The sequence below is a fragment of the Dactylosporangium sp. NPDC006015 genome, from assembly GCF_040614215.1.
Lineage (GTDB): Bacteria > Actinomycetota > Actinomycetes > Mycobacteriales > Micromonosporaceae > Dactylosporangium > Dactylosporangium maewongense.
In genome coordinates this window covers 1-18,231 of record NZ_JBEXUD010000041.1, presented here as the reverse complement: position 1 = coordinate 18,231, position 18,231 = coordinate 1, and the positions used below count along the sequence as shown (strand labels likewise).

The 18,231-nt window shown below is 74.3% G+C and carries 10 protein-coding genes; 5 read left to right on the top strand and 5 right to left on the bottom strand.

Annotated elements, in window-relative coordinates; translation table 11 throughout:
• Positions 1–72: 72 nt before the first annotated feature.
• Complete coding sequence (locus tag ABZ321_RS44400) at positions 73–708, top strand: 2'-5' RNA ligase family protein (protein ID WP_354901919.1); 636 nt, start codon at positions 73–75, stop codon at positions 706–708.
• Positions 709–712: 4 nt separating this feature from the next.
• Here ABZ321_RS44400 and ABZ321_RS44395 read toward each other — a convergent pair whose 3' ends face one another.
• Entirely contained in the window at positions 713–1,759 is a 1,047-nt protein-coding gene (locus tag ABZ321_RS44395) for a methyltransferase domain-containing protein (protein WP_354901917.1), read from the bottom strand.
• Between the two features lie 97 nt (positions 1,760–1,856).
• Entirely contained in the window at positions 1,857–3,128 is a 1,272-nt protein-coding gene (gene eno, locus ABZ321_RS44390; RefSeq protein ID WP_354901916.1) for a phosphopyruvate hydratase, read from the bottom strand.
• 123 nt (positions 3,129–3,251) lie between these two features.
• On the opposite strand from eno, the gene ABZ321_RS44385 reads away from it, so the two are divergent.
• The gene (locus ABZ321_RS44385) at positions 3,252–4,169 is read left to right on the top strand and encodes a MerR family transcriptional regulator (protein ID WP_354901914.1); all 918 of its coding nucleotides are present in this window, start codon (positions 3,252–3,254) and stop codon (positions 4,167–4,169) included.
• On the top strand, positions 4,159–5,199 hold the full coding sequence (locus tag ABZ321_RS44380; RefSeq protein WP_344506732.1) for a trypsin-like peptidase domain-containing protein: 1,041 nt from the start codon (positions 4,159–4,161) through the stop codon (positions 5,197–5,199). The genes ABZ321_RS44385 and ABZ321_RS44380 overlap by 11 nt, the downstream gene beginning before the upstream one ends.
• Here ABZ321_RS44380 and ABZ321_RS44375 read toward each other — a convergent pair.
• The 3 genes from ABZ321_RS44375 to ABZ321_RS44365 all read right to left on the bottom strand — a co-directional run bounded on the left by ABZ321_RS44375 (position 5,176) and on the right by ABZ321_RS44365 (position 10,723).
• Complete coding sequence (locus ABZ321_RS44375; protein WP_354901912.1) at positions 5,176–6,102, bottom strand: hypothetical protein; 927 nt, start codon at positions 6,100–6,102, stop codon at positions 5,176–5,178. The two genes, ABZ321_RS44380 and ABZ321_RS44375, sit on opposite strands and share 24 nt — an antisense overlap.
• A 10-nt stretch (positions 6,103–6,112) precedes the next feature.
• A complete protein-coding gene (locus ABZ321_RS44370; protein WP_354901910.1) occupies positions 6,113–10,123 on the bottom strand; it encodes an NACHT domain-containing protein in 4,011 nt (1,336 codons plus the stop codon).
• 132 nt (positions 10,124–10,255) lie between these two features.
• Positions 10,256–10,723 (bottom strand): hypothetical protein, encoded by a 468-nt coding sequence (locus tag ABZ321_RS44365; protein WP_354901908.1) that lies wholly within the window; start codon positions 10,721–10,723, stop codon positions 10,256–10,258.
• Positions 10,724–10,947: 224 nt separating this feature from the next.
• Between ABZ321_RS44365 and ABZ321_RS44360 the strand changes: the two genes are divergently transcribed.
• Both ABZ321_RS44360 and ABZ321_RS44355 read left to right on the top strand, forming a co-directional pair.
• A complete protein-coding gene (locus ABZ321_RS44360) occupies positions 10,948–15,741 on the top strand; it encodes an amino acid adenylation domain-containing protein (RefSeq protein WP_354901906.1) in 4,794 nt (1,597 codons plus the stop codon).
• On the top strand, positions 15,728–18,231 hold a 2,504-nt coding region (locus tag ABZ321_RS44355), incomplete at its 3' end, for a condensation domain-containing protein (protein WP_354901904.1). The genes ABZ321_RS44360 and ABZ321_RS44355, both read left to right, overlap by 14 nt.

Here is an 18,231-nt window from a genome sequence, read left to right as displayed (position 1 = left end):
CACGCCGCGCCCGGTGAACCACCGGACGTGCGACCCTGGATCGGGCTTCCGGACCGGGGGAGATGGCGGCGGATGGAACGGTTCATCACGGCGGAGCGGACGTGGGCCGAGCGCAGCCGCTGGCACGTGTACGTGCTGCCCGACCTCGACGCCGACCCCGACCTGCGGCAGCTGGTGCGGCAGAGCGGCGAGGTCCTGGAGCGGTACCCGGCGGCGATGTCGATCGTGCCCGATCCGTGGCTGCACGCCACCATGCAGATGGTCACCGGTCTGGCCGGTGACGACGTCGGCGAGGCGCGGCGGGCGGCGCTGATCGGGGCGCTGCACGACGAGGTCGGCGCGCTCCCGGCGTTCACCGCGACCGCCGGCGCCGTGCAGGCCGGGCGGGTGGGTGTCGCGGTCGACCTGGACCAGGACCTGCCGGGTGAGCCGTTCGCGGTGCTCGGCGATCGGGTCCGGGCCGCGATCCGGGCCGTGTTCGGCGACGACGGACTGCGGTACGACCCCGGCATTCCGCACATCAGCCTCGCCTACGGCACGGGCGCCGCCGACTCCGGCGAGATCCAGGAGCACCTGCGCCGGACGGTGCGGCCAGCCAGGGCGCGGCTGACGGTCGGGGCGGTCTGGCTGCTCGACGTCGTCCAGGACGCGGCCCGCAGCCAGTACCGGTGGCACGAGCCGCTGGCCCGGATCCCCCTGCGGGGCTGAGCCGCTACGCGGCGGTGCGGCGGACCGCGACGGCGTGGAAGCGGTGCGGCGGGTCGTCGTAGCTGGTCAGGAGCCAGCCGGCGGCGGCCGCCGAGGCGCGCAGGACCGGCTCGGCGAGGGGCTCGTCGGGGCGCAGGGCGCGGCCGTGCCGGGCGGCGAGCGCGGCCCGGCCGGACGGGTGGAAGAGCACCAGCCGGCCGCCGGGCCGGGTGACGCGGGCCAGCTCGGCCAGGCCGGCGGCGGCGTCCGGCAGGTGCGTGATGAGCCCGGCGGCGAAGACGCCGTCGACGGTGGCGCCGGCGAACGGCAGGTGACGGGCGTCGGCGAGCAGCAGCGACGCGTGGCAGGCGCGGGCGCGGTCCGCGGCGGCGGCGAGCATCTGCGGAGTCAGGTCGACGCCGATCACGGTGCCGTGCGGGCCGGTGGCGTCGCGCAGCGCGGGCAGGGCGCGACCGGTACCACAGCCGGCATCGACCACCGTGTCACCCGGGGCGAAGCCGGACTGGGCGACCGCGGCCACATAGGCGGGCAGGTCGTCGCCGAACCTGGTGTCCCAGGTCGCGGCCCGGCCGGCGAAGAACGCCTGGGACTCGCTGCGGTGCCACACGTCGCCGTCGACCAGCCGGGCGTCGAGGTGCCGCAGCACCGGCCACGCGGCGTCGTGCAGGTCGATGACGGCGTCGGTGTCGTCACCCCGGAATCCACCGGAAGCGCTGGAAGCGCCGGTGGTGGCAGCCGGTGGCGTGCGCACCCAGACCGTCAGGTGCCACGACGCGGCGGGGAGCCGGCGCCGCCAGCCTGGTCCGTCGGCGATGACGACGGTGTCTGGGGTTCTGGTGTACCAGCCGTCGCGGTCGCTCGTGCAGGCCGCGGCGGTCAGCCGGACGCAGTGCCGCCCGCCGGCGTGCAGGTGGGCGGCGAACCGGTCCGCGAACTGGGCGGCGCGGCCGTCACCGCCGTCGACGACCACCCTGGCCGCCCCGCGGGGCAGGGCCGCGGCGAGATGCCCGAGCACGGTGTCCCAGCGGCGCCGCTGGTCGTCGGCGGTCATCCCTCCATCATGCAGGTGCGGGCCCTGCACCGGTAGCCCGTGGCTGAGATGCGAGCCGGAGGACCGGCATCTGCTCGCAGATGCCGGTCCCGCAACCTTACGAGGCGGCCCGTCCCGCGTAGCGGGCGCTGCTGCCCAGCTCCTCCTCGATGCGCAGCAGCTGGTTGTACTTGGCGGTCCGGTCCGACCGGGACAGCGAGCCGGTCTTGATCTGGCCGCAGTCCAGGCCGACGGCGAGGTCGGCGATCGTCGTGTCCTCGGTCTCGCCGGAGCGGTGCGACATCACCACCCGGTAGCCGGCCCGCTGCGCGGTCCGGACCGTCTCGATCGTCTCGGTCAGCGTGCCGATCTGGTTGACCTTGACGAGGACCGCGTTGGCGTAGCCGCCGTCGATGCCGGCGCGCAGGCGGGCGGGGTCGGTGCAGAAGACGTCGTCGCCGACCAGCTGGAGGCGGTCGCCGGCGCGGGCGGTGAGCCGCGTCCAGCCGTCGATGTCGTCCTCGGCCATCGGGTCCTCGATGGAGGTGATCGGGAAGCGCTCCGACAGCTCGACGAGGTACTCGATGTGCTCGTCCACCGACCGCTTGCGGCCCTCGCCGGCGTAGTCGTAGACGCCGTCGCGGTAGAACTCCGAGCTGGCCGGGTCGAGGCAGATCGTGATGTCGGCGCCCGGCCGGTAGCCGCTGTCCTCGACGGCCCGCAGCACGAAGGTGAGCGCCTCCTCGGCCGTGGCGAAGTCCGGCGCGAAGCCGCCCTCGTCGCCCACGTTGGTGCTGTGCCCGGCCGACGCCAGGGACCGTCGCAGGGTGTGGAAGACCTCGGAGCCCATCCGGACGGCCTCGGCGAAGGTCGGCGCGCCGACCGGGGCGATCATGAACTCCTGGAAGTCGAGCGGGTTGGCGGCGTGCGCCCCGCCGTTGACGATGTTCATCATCGGCACCGGCAGCAGCCGCGCCCCGACCCCTCCGACGTAGCGGTACAGCGGCTGCCGGTGCGCGGCCGCGGCGGCCTTCACCGTCGCCAGCGACACGCCGAGGATCGCATTGGCGCCGAGGCGGCGCTTGTCCGCCGTGCCGTCCAGCGAGATCATCGTCTCGTCGACCAGCGCCTGGTTCTCCGCGTCGAGGCCGGTCACCGCCGCGGCGAGCGGGCCGTTGACCGCGGCGACGGCCTCGGTCACCCCCTTGCCGTGAAACCGCGCGGGATCGCCGTCGCGCCGCTCGACCGCCTCGTTGGCGCCCGTCGACGCGCCCGACGGCACCGCGGCCCGTCCGGTCGCACCGTCGGCGAGGACCACGTCGACCTCCACCGTCGGGTTGCCCCGGCTGTCCAGCACCTGCCGTCCGATGACCCGGCTGATCGCCGTCATCGATCCACCTCCCGTGTTCGTCGCTTGCTCGACCGGGCCCAGACTGGCAGACGGCGGCGGCCTTGCCACCGCGACGATCAACACGTTGACCTGTACCCCAGGGTCCGGGTTTAAGGTCGCGGGATGCGGGTGGGTGAACTGGCGCGCCGGACCGGAACGACCGTGCGGGCGCTGCGCTACTACGAGTCCGCGGGGCTGGTCGTCCCGCGGCGGCTGAGCAACGGCTACCGCGAGTACGACCCGATCGCGGTCCGGCTCGTCGAGCAGATCCGGCAGCTGACCGCGCTCGGCCTCACCGTCGAGGAGACCCGCCCGTTCGTCGACTCGATCGTGGGCGGCGCCGACGACACCGACGTGTGCGCCGCCGCGCTGGCGACCTACCGCAGCACCATCGCCACCCTGCAGGACCGCATCGGCCGGCTCACCGCGCAGCGCGACGCGCTCAACAGCCGCCTCGACACCGCCACGGAACGCGTCGCCACCGGCGCCTCGTCGCCCGGCGCGGACCCGTCCCGCCTCGTCGGCGACCGCCTGCCGGGCCTCACGTTCTACTGCACCGACGGCCGCCCCGTCGACCTCGGCGCGCTCGGCCCCGGCCGGACCGTCATCTTCGTCTACCCGCTCACCGGCCGCCCCGGCGTCGACCTGCCCAAGGGCCTCATCGAGGTGCACGGCGCCCTCGGCGGCACCGAGCAGGCGACCTGGGTGCGCGACCACCACGCGGAGCTGCGCAACGCCGGCGTGGACCGGGTCTTCGGCCTCTCCGCGCAGTCGACCGGATACCAGCGCGAGCTCGTGCACCGCCTGCGGCTGCCGTACCCGCTGATCCCCGACCCCCGGATGACCCTCGCCGCCGCGCTGGAGCTGCCGACCTTCACCGCCGGCGACATGACCCTCTACGAACGCCTCACCCTCGTCGTGACCGACGACGCCGTCGAACACGTCTTCCACCCGATCCCCGAACCCGCCTCCCACCTCCTCGCCGTCATGCAGTGGCTCACCAGATCCTCCCGGTCTGGTAGAGAAGGGCATGGCCATTGACGGACGACTCGCGCGGCAGCTCAGCGAGGCGCTGCTGGACGCCTTCAGTCCCGAGCGTCTCGACGAGATGCTGTACTACCGGCTGTCCAAGCAGCGGGCCCGGATCACCATGGCCGACAACCTGGAGACGCGGGTCTTCCACCTGATCAGGGCCGCCGACTCGGAGGGCTGGCTGGACCGTCTCGTGGTCGCGGCGCGCCAGTCCCGGCCGGAGCACGCCGGTCTGCGGCAGGTGGCGGAGCTGCGGTCCCTGACGCCCGGCACCGGCGGGTTGGAGACGATCCTCAGCGCCGGCGACGTCGACATTCACCCGGCGCCGTGGCGGACGCGGCTCGGGGTCCTCGAAGGACAGGTCGGTCTGGTGGAGATCGCCGGCGATCCGGCCGGCACGTGCTTCCTCATCGGCCCGGACCTGTGCATGACCAGCCACCACGTGGTCGCCGCGGCGCGGCGCGACGAGGTGCGGATCGTGTTCGACCACAAGCGGGACGCGGCCGACCAGGAGGTGTTCGCCGGCACCGCGGTCGAGCTCGCCGACGACTGGCTCGCCGCGTCGGCCCCGAACAGCCCGTCCGAGTGGTCGCGCGGCGGCGGCACCGAGCTGCCGGACCGCGCCGAGCTGGACTTCGCCGTGCTGCGCCTCGCCGAGCCGATCGGCGAGATGCCCGTCGGCGGCACCGGCGAACCGGCCTCGGCCGACCGCGGCTGGATCGACGTCGCCGGCCGCCGTCCGCCGCGCCCCGGCGACGGCATCGCCGTGCTGCAGCACTTCGGCCGCCGGCCGCTGCAACTGCGCTTCGGCAAGGTGACCGAGGTCAACGCCAACGGCACCCGCCTGCGCCACACCGCCGACACCGACGGCGGGTCGTCGGGGTCGCCATGCTTCACGCTGGACTGGCGGCTCGTCGCGATCCATCAGGCGGGCGACCCCGCCACCGAGTCCTGGGAGGCCCGGACGGGCAACCGCGCCGTGCCCGTCCTGCCTGTACTGGGCCTGCCGGCGGTGTCAGCACTTCTCCGTCGGCGCTAGGCTGCTCACCTGCACGTCGGCGACGGTGCCGTCGGCACGCCGGACCCGGACGGCGCCGGGCGTGCCGGACTTCAGCAGGGTCCCGCACACGATCGACTGGTCCTGCGACGTCACCTTCACCAGCGGCGAGGCGGGCTCCGCCGCCGGCATGAACCAGGTGAGCCCGATCGCGACGACGAGCGCGCCGAGCGACGCCGCGGACGCCCGGGCCGCACCGCGGAGCCGCCGGCCGATCGCCTCCGGCAGGTCCTGCTGGGCGGTGTACCAGGCGAGCAGGTCGGCGTCGTCGGCGATGGTGCGGGTCTCCGGCTGTCCGTACGCCGCGCGGTACGCCTGCTGGATCGCGACCGCGGCCGCCCCGACCGCCACCACGACGGCGACGGCGGTCCACGCCTTGCCGGCCACGTCCAGTGCGGCGACCTGGTCGGCGCCGAGACTCACGCCGACGATGCCGAGCACCCCGAGCAGCGCGGTGGTCCCGGCGATCCACTTCTCGGCTCCCGCCTTGAGCCGGTCGACCCGCCCGGCCTGCGCGATCCGGTACGCCTCTGCCGCCTCGGCGAGATACGGGTCGTTCGCCGGCCGGAGCGTCACCGTGCCGTCCTCCGCGACCTCGGCGTGCCCGGTCCACGTCCGTCCGCAGCCCTTCGGCGGCGTCACCGGCTGCCCCGCGTGCTCCTGCCCGCAGGTACAGGCGAACCCGGCGGTGACCGAGGTGGCCGGGTCCGGGTCGAGCCCTTCGAGGTCGGTGGCGCGCAAGGAGACGGTGGCCGTGCACGCGTGCCGGCACACGGGGCATGGCCCGGCGAGCCGCAGCGTCGACCCGACCTGGCTGCCGTGCCACTGCCGCAGCTGCGCGTCCAGCACGGTCACCCGCGCGGCACGGTGGGACAGCTCCGTCATCCGGACTCCTTCACAGGTAGGAATGCCTGCGGATCGCGGCGAGGGTCGGCGCGACCTCGTTCAGCGGTGGGATCTCGGCGTCCTCGTCGACGTCGTCGCCCGCGTCGGGTGGTTCGGCGGGAAGCCCGAGGACCAACGCCGGGACGACCGCCTCGGGCAACGAGTCCTCGGGGGCGGATCCGTCCCAGACCTCTTCGTCGTCCCAGACCTCTTCGGCATACCATCGCTGGAAGGCGGCGTGCTGCTGGTCGGAGGACCCGAGACCGCACAGCTCGTCGTAGGAGACGATGCCGAGATCCGCCGGGCGGTTGAGGTCCTCCAGCGTGCCGATCATCCAGCCGTCGAGGTACCGCCCGGAGTCCGCGGCCTCGCCGGAGTCGGGGAACGTGGTCAGGTAGTCCCGGAAGTCCTCGTCCTCGAAGTCGTGCGGCGGCAACGGAACCGCCCCGTCGAGGTCGGTGCCCGGCCGGACGTCGTCGGGATGCTCGTGCGCCGCCAGGAACACGGCGCCGAGGTCCAGGTCGGTGGCGGCGAGCAGTTCCTCGCTTACCTGCAGCTGGTCACAGCCGCCGAGTCCGATGTCGGTGAGGGCCGGTAGGTGCGCGACGGCCCCGATGTCGACGAGCCGCGTCGACCCGGACACATCCAGGAACTGCAGCTGCTCCATACGCTCGATGCCGCTCAGGTCGACGACCGACGACCGGCGCAGCGTCAGCGACCGCAACCTGACGCAGTCGGAGATTGCGAGCAGATCGTCATCGTGAAAGTCCTCGATCGTCAGGTCGGTGAGCCAGGAACGGGAGAGCCATTCGGTGCGCCAGTCGACCCGGACACCACCGGCCAATGTCAGCGCCCGAATCGACACCATGCTCAGCGCGTGGACGTTCCAGAGAATGACTGGACCTCGGATGGTCAGCGTCGTGAGTTCGATGAACTGGAGGAACGCCATGCAGTTGACCTTGGCGAGGGGCAGGCGGTCGGCGAAACTGAGCGTCAGGCAACGGATCGTCGCGTTCTGAAGCCTGTCATCCGGGTCGAACCGATGCAGCTCGTGAAGCTCAACCTCGGATGCCAACACGGTCGGAAGCCAGTCGAGCGCCATGTCGGCCGGCCACGCCGGGATCCTCAGCGACCTGACACGGGCTTGTGCGACGTGGCCGGCGAAGTCTGCGGTGATCACGTCCGGCACGAAGTGCAGGTCGAGGTTGAGCTCGTACGGAATGAACGGCAGGACGGTCTGATCGCGGACGACGACCGCCGTAGTCATGAAGCTCGGGATCGCCTGCAGCACCATCATGCCGTACTTGCCGGGGGTGAACCCGCTCCACGCGTCGACGAGCTCCTGCGCCAGCTCGTGCCCGAAGCGCTGGGCCGCGGGGACCAGCGCCTCGATCGCGCGCTCGCTGCCGATGCCGACGATGGCCCGCACGCACAGGGACGCGGTGGCGGCGTCCTGCACCGTGTGCTGCAGCACGCGCCGGAGCAGGGGCAGCGCGGTCTGTCCCATCGCGACGACCGACTTCACCTCGTCGCGGCTGAGGGGTGGGATGCGCTGCTCCAGGTAGGCGGTGGCGCGCTCGTAGCTCTCCCGCTCCACCACCACCGACATCTCGAAGCACTCCGCCAGGAACTCGCGCAGCGGGGACCGGCCGGACGAGACCGAGTCGTCGGCGACGATCGCGTCGACGATGCCGTCGGTGAGGCGCCGCCACTCGACGGCGGACGTCTTCGAGGCCCAGCCGACCGCCATGCTGATGACGCCCTGCCAGTCTGCGTCGCGGACGTGGTCGAGCATGATGCGGGTGGAGCCCCCGGAGACGAGGTGGCGGGCGGCGAGGAACTCCTGGAAGGTGCGGTGGACGAAGTCGATCGTGCCCGGGGCCGGCTCGCGGAGCACGCCGGAGCGCTCCAGCAGGTCGTGGAGGATCTGCCCGCCGGTCCAGTCGACGCCGCGGAGCATGCCGGCGACCAGGCCCAGCTGGCTGCGCACGTCGTCGCGGGGCGCCTCCGAGAGGCCGGAGACGACGTACCACTGAGCGAGGGACTGCAGCACGGCGGTGCGTTCCTCGGCGCCGACGCCGGTGGGTTCCACGCCCTTCTCGTGCTCACGGCGGCCGAGCATCATCTTCAGGGCGTCCTCGTACAGCGTGATGCGCTGCTTGGGCAGGCCGCCGGGGCTTTTGTAGTTGAGGGCGCAGATGACCGCGCAGAGCAGGGGCGTGCGGGCCAGGTCGCGCAGTGTCGGCGACCCGTCGATCTCGACGACGAGGTGTGCGGCGCGGGCCCGGTGGGACTCGTGCTGGTCGGGTGGGAGCCGCTCCAGCGTCGCTCCGTGCCAGTCGTAAATGAACCGGAAGATCTCGCGGAAGCTCATCGTGGTCAGCGTGAGCGGGGTGAAGCGGTCGAGGTCGTAGGTGCCGCCGCGGGCCGCGGCCGGGCGTGAGGTGACGACCAGGGTGTTGTGCTGCTCGGTGACGGCGTGCCAGGTCAGGTCCTCCAGCCAGGCCTGGACCGTCGCGCGTTCGTCCGCCCGGACCTCGTCGAGGCCGTCGATCAGCAGGACCGCCCGGCCCTCCTTGAGGACCTTGGCGACCCAGCCGGCCGGCTGGCGCGAATGCAGGGACGCTCCGGCGACCTCGCGGGTGAGCTCCTCGATGGTGGGCAGGGCGCGCTTGACGTACCGCCGCAGCCGGACGAACAGCGGAATCCGGCCGTGCCAGGGATGCAGGTCACCGCCGGGCAGCTCGCCGCGGGCCATGCTGACGGCGGCCCACTGCAGGACGGTGGTCTTGCCGGAGCCGGCCTCGCCCTCGATCAGGACCAGCCGGCCGGCCGTCTGCAGCGCCGCGTCCACGGGCTGCGCGTCGTAGCCGACGGTGCCCTGCGCGGTCGGGCGCGGGACGGTGGCCTCGAGGGTGACGTAGGCGGTGGTCAGGCTGTAGCGGCGGACCTCGGTGAGCAGGTCGATGCCGAGGACCTCGAGGGTGTCCAGCGTCCGGGTGACCATGCGCAGGTACTGGACGGCATAGCTGTCGTTGGGGCGGCCCGAGTCCTGGTCGCGTTCCTGCGGCATCCGGCTGATCGCCATCCGGATCGTCGCGGCGGCGCCGCCCGACGCCGCCAGGTCGTGCAGGCCGGCGAGCGTCAACCCGGGCTCCGCGAGCGCCGCCTCGGCCAGGTAGGAGACGATCGCCCCGATCAGCGGCTGGAAGGGCGGGAGGCTGGTGGGACCGTGGTCCCAGGCCTGGCGTCGCCGGTCGGACTGCTCGGTCAGCAGACGCAGCAACAGATCCGGTTCGGTGCGCATCTCCGCGGTGATGGCCGGCCCGGCCAGGCGGAGCGTCGTGGCCACCGCGAAGGTGACCGCGTCGACGATGTCCACTACCTGCGTCGACATGAGCGGGATCAGATGGAGCACCTGGTCCTCGACGTACTCCAGCAGGAGGTCCGTGACCTCCCACAGCTCGCGCCGGACGACGCGGGCGGTGGCGGCGGTCGACCCCGCGGCCGCGAGCGCGTCGACGGACCCGGCGGCGAGGACCTGCCCGTTGCCGGGGTCGTTGAGCAGCAGCAGCGTCCGCACCAGGTCGGCACCGAGGTTGCTCTCGATGCGGTCGTGAACGGTGCGCTTCCGTCCGACCGGCACCCGGCCCGACCGGCCTCGGCCCGCGTAGTCGTGTCCGGTCCCTTCGGCGAGCAGGGCGCCCTCGAGGGCACGCTGCTCGGCCTTCCGGTCGACCACGTGCGGGTGCCGCTCCGCCCACCTGGACAGCAGGGTCGCGCGCGGGACCCGCTTGAGCGCGGCGGCGACGAGATCCGGCAGCCAGCCCTGATCGTCGGCGTCAGTGATGACCCGGAACACGACGTCGTCCATGCCGACCACGTCGCCGACCATTCGGGCGAGCTTGATCTCCAGGTCGTACCAGAGCATCTGCTCGAACGGGCTCCGGGTCGGGAACGCGTCCAGCATCGCCTCGGCGAGGTCCTCGGAACTCTTGCCCGAGAGGGACGGGACGGGCATCACGCTCCTGGGCGGCATTCGACCGGACCGATGTAGCGCGAGTATAGGACCGGCGACGGTCGGTCACGCGCGATCGGCCCGGCGCCGTCCGGCCGGACTCAGCTGTCCGTCCGGCCGACCGGCGCCACCCGGTCATGGGCGGGTGGCGAGCTGGCGGTGGAAGGCGCGGCGCAGGGTGGTGAAGGAGTCGCCCTCGTCGGCGAGGGCGCGGGGGAGCTCGGCGGCGAGGGTGTCGACCAGGCCGGCGATGTCGTCGTCGGGGTGGTGGGCGGTGATGGTGAGGCGCGCGCCGGAGCGCTTGGCGGGGACCGCGGGGGCGGTGGCCGGGTCGGTGAAGTAGCCGGCGGCGCGCAGGCGGGCGGTGAGGTTGTAGGCGACCTCCGGCCGGCCCGCGCCGACGCAGCGGATGGGGGCCTCGCTGCGGCTCACGACCGGCAGGTCGACCTCGGCGGCGAGCTTGTTGAACAGGCGGATGAGGTACAGGAGGCGGTCCTGGCGCTCGGTCACCTCCTCGGTGCGGTGCAGGTGCACCAGCCCGCGCCGTACGCCGTCGGAGATGAGCTCGTCGAACGTTTGCAGCATGTCGTCGGCCTTCGCCATGGTCGCCCCTTCACCCAGGTGGTCCGTGCCGGGGACCATCGGTGCCCCGGGCGCCGGCATGAGCCGACGTGATCCGCCCCACCGCGCCCCCGGACCCGAAACGCGAGGGTGATCAATGGGGCATCGGTGACCGTGCGTGCGGTTTCGAAGCACAGATAGATGCGGCATGATTTCCCGGTAGGCAACGCTGCGGCATCGGTGCCGCGGGCGGGGGAGGACCGCGCGTGTCTCATCGTGTCCATGTCGCGTTCGAGGAGCAGGCTCGGCGCACTCCCGACCGGGTGGCCGTCATCGCCGGGCAGGTCCGGATGCGGTACGCGGACGTGGCCGACCGCGCGAACCGGATCGCCCGTGAGCTGCGCCGCGCCGGCGCCGGACCCGGCGAGCTCGTCGGGGTGTGCCTGGGCCGGGACGAGCACCTGCTGCCGGCGCTGCTGGGTGTGCTGAAGACCGGCGCCGCGTACGTGCCGATGGACCCCGCGTACCCGGCGGAGCGCCTCGAATACATCGCCGCCGATGCCGGCGTGAAGCTGATCGCGACGACCACGACGACGGCGAAGGGCACGCTCGCGGTCGACGAGATCGGCGCCGACGCCGACAGCACCCCGTTGGGAGGCGAGGGCGGCGACGGCAGCGACGCGGCGTACGTCATCTACACGTCGGGCTCCACGGGAAGGCCCAAGGGCGTCGTCGTCGAGCACCGCAACACGATGAACCTGCTGCGGTGGGAGGCGGCCGCGTACACGGCCGAGGAGCTGCGGGGCATGCTCGCCACCGCGTCGATCTGCTTCGACCCGTCGATCACCCAGCTGTTTCTGCCGCTGGTCACCGGCGGCACCGTGATCCTCGCCGAGAACCTCCTCGCGCTGCCCACGCTGCCCGCCCGCGCCGAGGTCACCACCGTCTACGGCGTGCCGTCCGCCCTCAGCGTCCTGCTCCGCGAGCCGCTGCCGGACGGCGTGCGGGCCGTGTTCGCCGGTGGTGAGCCGCTGACCCGCGGGCTCGTCGACCGGATCTACGCCAACCCCGGCGTACGGCGGGTGCTCAATCTGTACGGCCCCACCGAGTGCACCACCACCTGCGCGGTCGCGGAGATCGGCCGGGACGGCACCGACGAGCCGCCGATCGGGCGCCCGATCGCCGGCGCGGTGATGGAGGTCCGGGACGCCGCCGGCCAACCCGTGGCGGACGGCGAGCTGGGCGAGCTGTGGATCGGCGGCCCGGTGGTCGCCCGTGGCTACCTGGGCGACGACCAGCGAGGCGCGTTCGTCGTCGAAGCGAGCGGCCGGATGTACCGCACCGGCGACCTGGTCCGCGGCGCCGGCGGGGTGCTGCGCTTCGCCGGCCGCGCCGACGACCAGGTGAAGATCCGCGGCTACCGGGTCGAGCCGGGCGAGGTCGAGGCCGTGCTGGCGCGCCACCCGGCCGTCCGCCGCGCGTGCGTGCTGGCCGTCGCCGACGCCGATGGGGTCAAGCACCTGGTCGGGCACGTGGAGGCGGCCGGCGCCGACGAGCGGACCCTGCGCGCCTGGCTGCGCCGGCGGGTGCCGGACCACCTGGTGCCGACCCGGATCGGCGTCGCCGACCGGCTGCCGCTGGGCCCGAACGGCAAGGTCGACCGGGCCGCCCTGCCCCCACTGCCGCCCGGCCGCCCGGCGGGGACCGGCTTCGTCGCGGCCCGTACACCCGCCGAAACCACCATCGCGGCGATCGTCGGTGACGTGCTCGGCATCGCCGGGGTGGGCGTCGAGGACCGCTTCACCGACCTCGGCGGGCACTCCCTCGCCGCCGCCCGCGTCTGCGCCCTCGCCGGCCGCGAGTTCGGCACCACGGTCGCCCTGGCCGACTTCCTCGCCGAGCCCACCGTCGCCGCCCTCGCGGCCCTGGTCAACGGCGGCCGGAGTCCCGCGGCGGCGCCGGTCCGGCACGAGGGGCGGGCGGAGTATCCACTCACCCCGACCCAGCGCGAGCTGTGGACGCTGCGGCAGATCAGCCCGGTGCCGTCCGTCACGACGGTCGCGTTCCGCGCCCGGCTGACCGGCCCGGTCGAGCCGGCGGCGGTCAGGTCGGCGCTCCCGGCGCTGGTCGCCCGGCACGAGGTCCTGCGCAGCCGGATCGTCGACCGTGACGGCGCTCCGGTAATCGTTGTCGGCATCGGTACGGCGGTGCCGCTGGCCGAACACGACCTGCGCGACCAGTCCCCGGCGGCGCGGCGGGCACGGTCCGACGAGATCGCCGCCGCGGCCGCACGGCACGCCTTCGACCTGTCCGGGACCGAGCCGCTGCTGCGGGTCGACCTGATCCGGGTGTCCGCGGAGGAGTCGGAGCTGGTCGTCGTCAGCGACCACGTGGCGTTCGACGGCTGGTCGACCGGCACGTTCCTCACCGAGCTCGCCGCGGACCTGGCCGCGCCCGGCAGCGTCGCCCCGCCGCCGGTGCAGCTGGGCGACGTCGCGCTGATGGACACCGCCCCCGGGAAACAGCCGGACGCCGCGGGGAACCGGTGGCGGGACGAGCTGGCGGGCGCGTCGCCGCCGGGCGATCTGTTCACCGGCAGCGGCGGGTTCCGGGGCGAGCGGCTCACCCGGCCCGTGCCGCCGGACGTCGTCACCGGGCTGGCCGAGGTGTGCGCGGCGAGCGGCGCCGCACCGTTCGCCGGCTGGCTGACCGCTCTCGGCCTGCTCCTCGCCGGCCTCACCGCACGGGCAGACGTGCTCGTCGGCGCGGTCGTCGCCCGCCGCGCCGGACCCGAGCTCGACGGCGTCATCGGCCCGCTCGTCGACGTCCTGCCGGTCCGCCTCCGCCTGGACGCCGCCGCCACCGTCCGCGACACGATCGCCGCGGCCTCGGCGACGACCGCCCGCGCGCTCGACCGGCCCCGGCCGTCCACCGAGGACCTGTTCGAGGCCGTCGGCACCCAGCCGCGCGGCGCGATGATCACCCCGGTGGTGCTGTCGGCGCAGCCGGCCGGCCTGCCGGTGCGCGTCGAGCGGGGCGGGGTCCGCCTCGAGCTGCTCGGCGAGCTGAGCTGCGGCGGCGCGCAGAACCCGCTCACCGTCTTCGTCAACGAGACCGCCGGCGGCGCCGAGCTGCAGCTGGAGTACGACCTCGACCTGACCGACCGGGCGGCGGCGGCCGCGTTCGCCGACCGGCTGCTGCTGGTGCTCGCGGAGCTGACCGCCGACCCCGACCGCCCGCTGACCCTGGTCCCGCTCGTCACCGCGGCCGAGGCGGCGGACCTGCTGGGCCGGGCCGCCGGCCCGCCGCTGCCCGCGGACGCGCCCGCGACCGTGGTCGACGCGATCGCCCGGCAGGTCCGGCAGCGCCCCGGCGACGTCGCCGTCGCCGGGGCGGACGGCGAGCTGACCTACCGGCAGCTGTGGGACGCCTCGGCCGAGGTCGCGTCGGTGGTGCGCGGGCACGGCGGGGTCGTCGGCGTGTGCCTGCCGCGCGACCACCGGCTGCCGGCGACGCTGCTGGGGGTGTGGCGGGCCGGCGCCGCCTACCTGCCGCTGGAGCCGGAGCTGCCGGCGGAGCGCCTCGCGTGGCTCGCCGCCGACGGCGGGGTCCGGACCGTGCTGTGCCGCACCGCGACCGCCGCGGCGGCGTCGGCGGTGACCGGCACCCAGGCGCTCGACCTCGACGAGGTGCCGTCCGCCCCCGAATCAGCCGCCGATGTACCGCTGCCGCCCGTCACACCCGGCGACCTGGCGTACCTGCTGTACACGTCCGGCTCGACCGGGACACCCAAGGGGGTGGCGGTCGCGCAGGGCGGGCTGGCGTCGCTCACCGAGGCGCTGCGGCTCGAGCCCGGCATAGGGCCGGGCGACAGGATGCTCGCCGTTGCCACGGTCAGCTTCGACACCTCCTGCGCGGAGATCTGGGCCACGCTCGCCGCGGGCGGCACCTGCGTCGTCGTGGAGCGCGACAGCGCCGTCGACGGGCACCGGCTCGGCGAGCGGATCGCCGAGCACCGGATCAACCTGATGAACGTGCCACCGACGATGCTCCGCACGCTGCTCGCCGCGCGCTGGACGGGCGCGCCGGACCTGCGGGTGTGGGCCGGCGGTGAGGCCCTCGACCCCGCGCTGGCCCGCGACCTGCTGCCCAGGGTCGCGCAGCTGTGGAACGTCTACGGCCCGACCGAGGGCACGGTCCTCTCGGCCGTGCACCGCGTGACCTCGGTCGGCGACGCCGTGCCGATCGGGCACCCGATGCGCGGCGAGCGCCTGTACGTGATGGACCCGCTGCACCGGCTGGCGCCGCCCGGTGTCGCCGGCGAGCTGTGGATCGGCGGCGGCGGCCCCGCGCTCGGCTACCACCGCCGGCCGGAGCTGACCGCCGCCGCGTTCGTGCCCGACCCGTTCGTGCCCGGCGGCCGCTGCTACCGCACGGGCGACCTGGTCCTGTGGCGACCCGGCGGAGACCTGGAGTTCCGCGGCCGGCGGGACCATCAGCTGAAGGTCCGCGGGCACCGCGTGGAGCTCGGCGAGATCGAGGCGGCGCTGCGCGACCACCCCGGCGTCACGCACGCCGTGGTCACCGTGCGGGGCACGGGCGCCGAGGCGCATCTGGTCGGCTACCTCACCGGCACCGTCACCGGCGAGCAGGCCGCCGGAGAGCTGCGGCGCCGGCTGCCGGAGCACCTGGTGCCGCACCGGTGGGTGGTGCTCGACGCACTGCCGGCGCTGCCCAGCGGCAAGGTCGACCTGGCAGCGCTGCCCGACCCGGACGACACCCGGCCGCACCGGCCCGCCGAGTCGATGATGGAGCAGCTCGTCGCCGACGTGTGGACGCAGGTCCTCGCCACGGACCGGATCGGCGCCGACGACAGCTTCTTCGGCCTCGGCGGGCACTCGCTCGCCGCGACCCGCGTCGCCGGCCGGCTGCGCGACACGCTCGGCTGCGCGGTGCCGGTGCGGCTGCTGTTCGACCATCCGGTGCTCACGGACTTCGCCGAGCGGCTGGAGCGCCTTGTCATGGACGAAATTCGGGGGAATGACTATGACCTTGTCTGAGCAGGACACGCTGCGCGCTCTCATGGAGCGGCGGGTCGCGGCCGCGCGGGCCGCCGCCGCGGACGCCGCGGCCGGGTCCGAGCCGGAGATCCCGCGCCGGGCCGACCCGGACGCGCCGCAGCCACTGTCGCCGTCGCAGCGCCGGCTGTGGTTCAACGCCCAGTTCGAGCACAACACGTCGATCTACCACGTGCCGGCGGTGCTGCGGCTGACCGGCCCGCTCGACGCTGACGCGTTGCTGGCCGCGCTCCGCGACGTCGCCGCCCGGCACGAGGTCCTGCGCAGCGTCGTCGTGCCGGCCGACCTGGTCGCGGTCGCCGTGCCCGCCGACCGGATCGAACTGTCCATCGTGGACGCGACCGAGGCGACGCTCGCCGAGTCGCTGCGGCTCGAGGTCAGCCGCCCGTTCCAGCTCGACCAGGAGCCACCGATGCGGGCCGCGCTGTTCCGCCTCGCCCCGGAGCACCACGTCCTGCTGCTGACCGTGCACCACATCGCCACCGACGCCTGGTCGCAGGACCTGATGCTAGACGAGCTCGGCGCCCTCTACGCCGCCCGCCTGCACGGCACCACCCCGCCGGCGCCCCCGCGCCTGCAGTACGCCGACGTCACCGAGTGGCTGGCGGCCCGCCCCGCCGACGACCACGTCGGCTGGTGGGTGCAGCGCCTCGCCGGGCTCGCCCCGGCCCTCCCGTTCCCGGTGGACCGGCCCTACCCGGCGGTCGCCGACTGGACCGGCGGCTACGTGCCGCTCACCGTGCCGCCGGCGCTCGCCGCACGGATCCGCGCGGCCGCCCGCGACGGGCAGGCGACCCCGTTCATGGTGCTGCTCGGCGCGTGGCAGGCGCTGCTCGGCCGGCTCTGTGGCAGCGACGACGTCGCCGTCGGCGTGCCCGAGTCCGGGCGGCACCACCGCGCGACCGAAGGCGTCGCCGGGTGCTTCATCAACACCCTCATCATGCGGACCGACCTGGCCGGCGACCCGACCGGCCGGCAGCTGCTCGACCGGGTCCGCGAGACCACCCTGGAGGCGTTCGCGCACGCCGAGGCGCCCTTCGAGCGGGTCGTCGAGGCGGTCGCGCCGGAGCGCTCCACCGCCACCACGCCCATCTTCCAGTCGATGCTGTTCCTGCTGGAGACGCCGCAGCGGGACCCCGTCCTGCCGTCGGTACGGGCGCAGCGCCTGCCCTCCCCGCTGGACTCCAACAAGTTCGACGTGAGCCTGTCGCTGACCGGCCGCGACGGCGGATACGACGGCTTCATCAGCTACCGCAAGGACGTGTTCGACCAGGCCACCGTCCAGCGGTGGGCGCGCTGGCTCCTGGCGCTGCTCGACGGCATGCTGGCCGACCCGGACCGGCCGCTGTCCCGGCTCGACCTGCTCGCCGACGCCGAGCGGGCCGCGCTGCTCGCCCAAGGCGCCGGGCCCGACCTGCCTGCGGGCACGCCCGCGACCGTCCTGGACGCGGTGCTCGCCCAGGCCGCGACCCGCCCCGACACGGTCGCGGTCGACGGCGGCGACGGCACCCTGACCTACGGCGACCTGGCCACCGCCGCGAAGCGGATCGCGACGGCACTTCGGCGCTGTGGCTCCGGGGGCACCGGGGGCTCCGGGGGCTCCGAACCGGTCGGGATCTGCCTTCCCCGCGACCGCCACCTGCCGGCCGCGCTCGTCGGCGGGTGGCTGGCCGGGTCACCGTACGTGCCGCTCGAACCCGACCATCCAGTCGAGCGGCTGCGCTACCAGCTCACCGACTCGGGCGCCGGCGTCGTCCTCGCCGCCGCCGAGACGCTCGACGTGGCGCGCCGGATCGCCGAAGGCACCGGAGCCGTCGTCGTCGACCTCGCCGCCGCCCTCGCGACGGAGCCGGGCGAGCTGCCGCCGGTCGGGCCGGGCGACCTCGCGTACATCATCTACACCAGCGGCTCGACGGGCCGCCCCAAGGGCGTGGAGCTGACCCACGGCAGCCTCGCCGCGTTCGTCGCCGCGCAGTGCGAGCTGATGCCGGTCGCCCACGACGACGTGATGCTCGGCCTGACCGCGCTCTCCTTCGACGTCGCCGGCCTCGAACTGTGGGTCGCCCTCGGCCACGGCCTGCGCCTCGCGCTGCTCGAACGCGGCGTCGCCGTCGACGGGCACCAGGTGGCGCGGCGGATCACCGAGGCGGGGGTGACCGTGATGACGGCGACGCCGACCACGTTCCGGATGCTCGTCGCCGCGGACTGGCGGGCGCCGCGGGTGCGGGCCGTCGCCATCGGCGAGGCCGTCGACCCCGTCCTCGCGCGGGAGCTGACGGCCCGGCTCGGCGAGTTCTGGAACGGCTACGGCCCCACCGAGACCGCCGTGACGTCCACCATGCACCGGGTCATTGCCCCCGTCGGCGACACCGTGCCCATCGGCACCCCGATGGCGGGGGAGTGGGTGTACGTGATGGACCCCAACTCCCCAGCTGCCGGGCGGCTCGCGCTGCCCGGGACCGTCGGCGAGCT

Coding starts and splice junctions, on each gene's coding strand:
- eno (WP_354901916.1), bottom strand. CDS start 3,128: ATGACGGCGATCAGCCGGGTCATCGGACGGCAGGTGCTGGACAGCCGG.
- ABZ321_RS44395 (WP_354901917.1), bottom strand. CDS start 1,759: ATGACCGCCGACGACCAGCGGCGCCGCTGGGACACCGTGCTCGGGCAT.
- ABZ321_RS44380 (WP_344506732.1), top strand. CDS start 4,159: ATGGCCATTGACGGACGACTCGCGCGGCAGCTCAGCGAGGCGCTGCTG.
- ABZ321_RS44385 (WP_354901914.1), top strand. CDS start 3,252: ATGCGGGTGGGTGAACTGGCGCGCCGGACCGGAACGACCGTGCGGGCG.
- ABZ321_RS44370 (WP_354901910.1), bottom strand. CDS start 10,123: ATGCCCGTCCCGTCCCTCTCGGGCAAGAGTTCCGAGGACCTCGCCGAG.
- ABZ321_RS44375 (WP_354901912.1), bottom strand. CDS start 6,102: ATGACGGAGCTGTCCCACCGTGCCGCGCGGGTGACCGTGCTGGACGCG.
- ABZ321_RS44365 (WP_354901908.1), bottom strand. CDS start 10,723: ATGGCGAAGGCCGACGACATGCTGCAAACGTTCGACGAGCTCATCTCC.
- ABZ321_RS44400 (WP_354901919.1), top strand. CDS start 73: ATGGAACGGTTCATCACGGCGGAGCGGACGTGGGCCGAGCGCAGCCGC.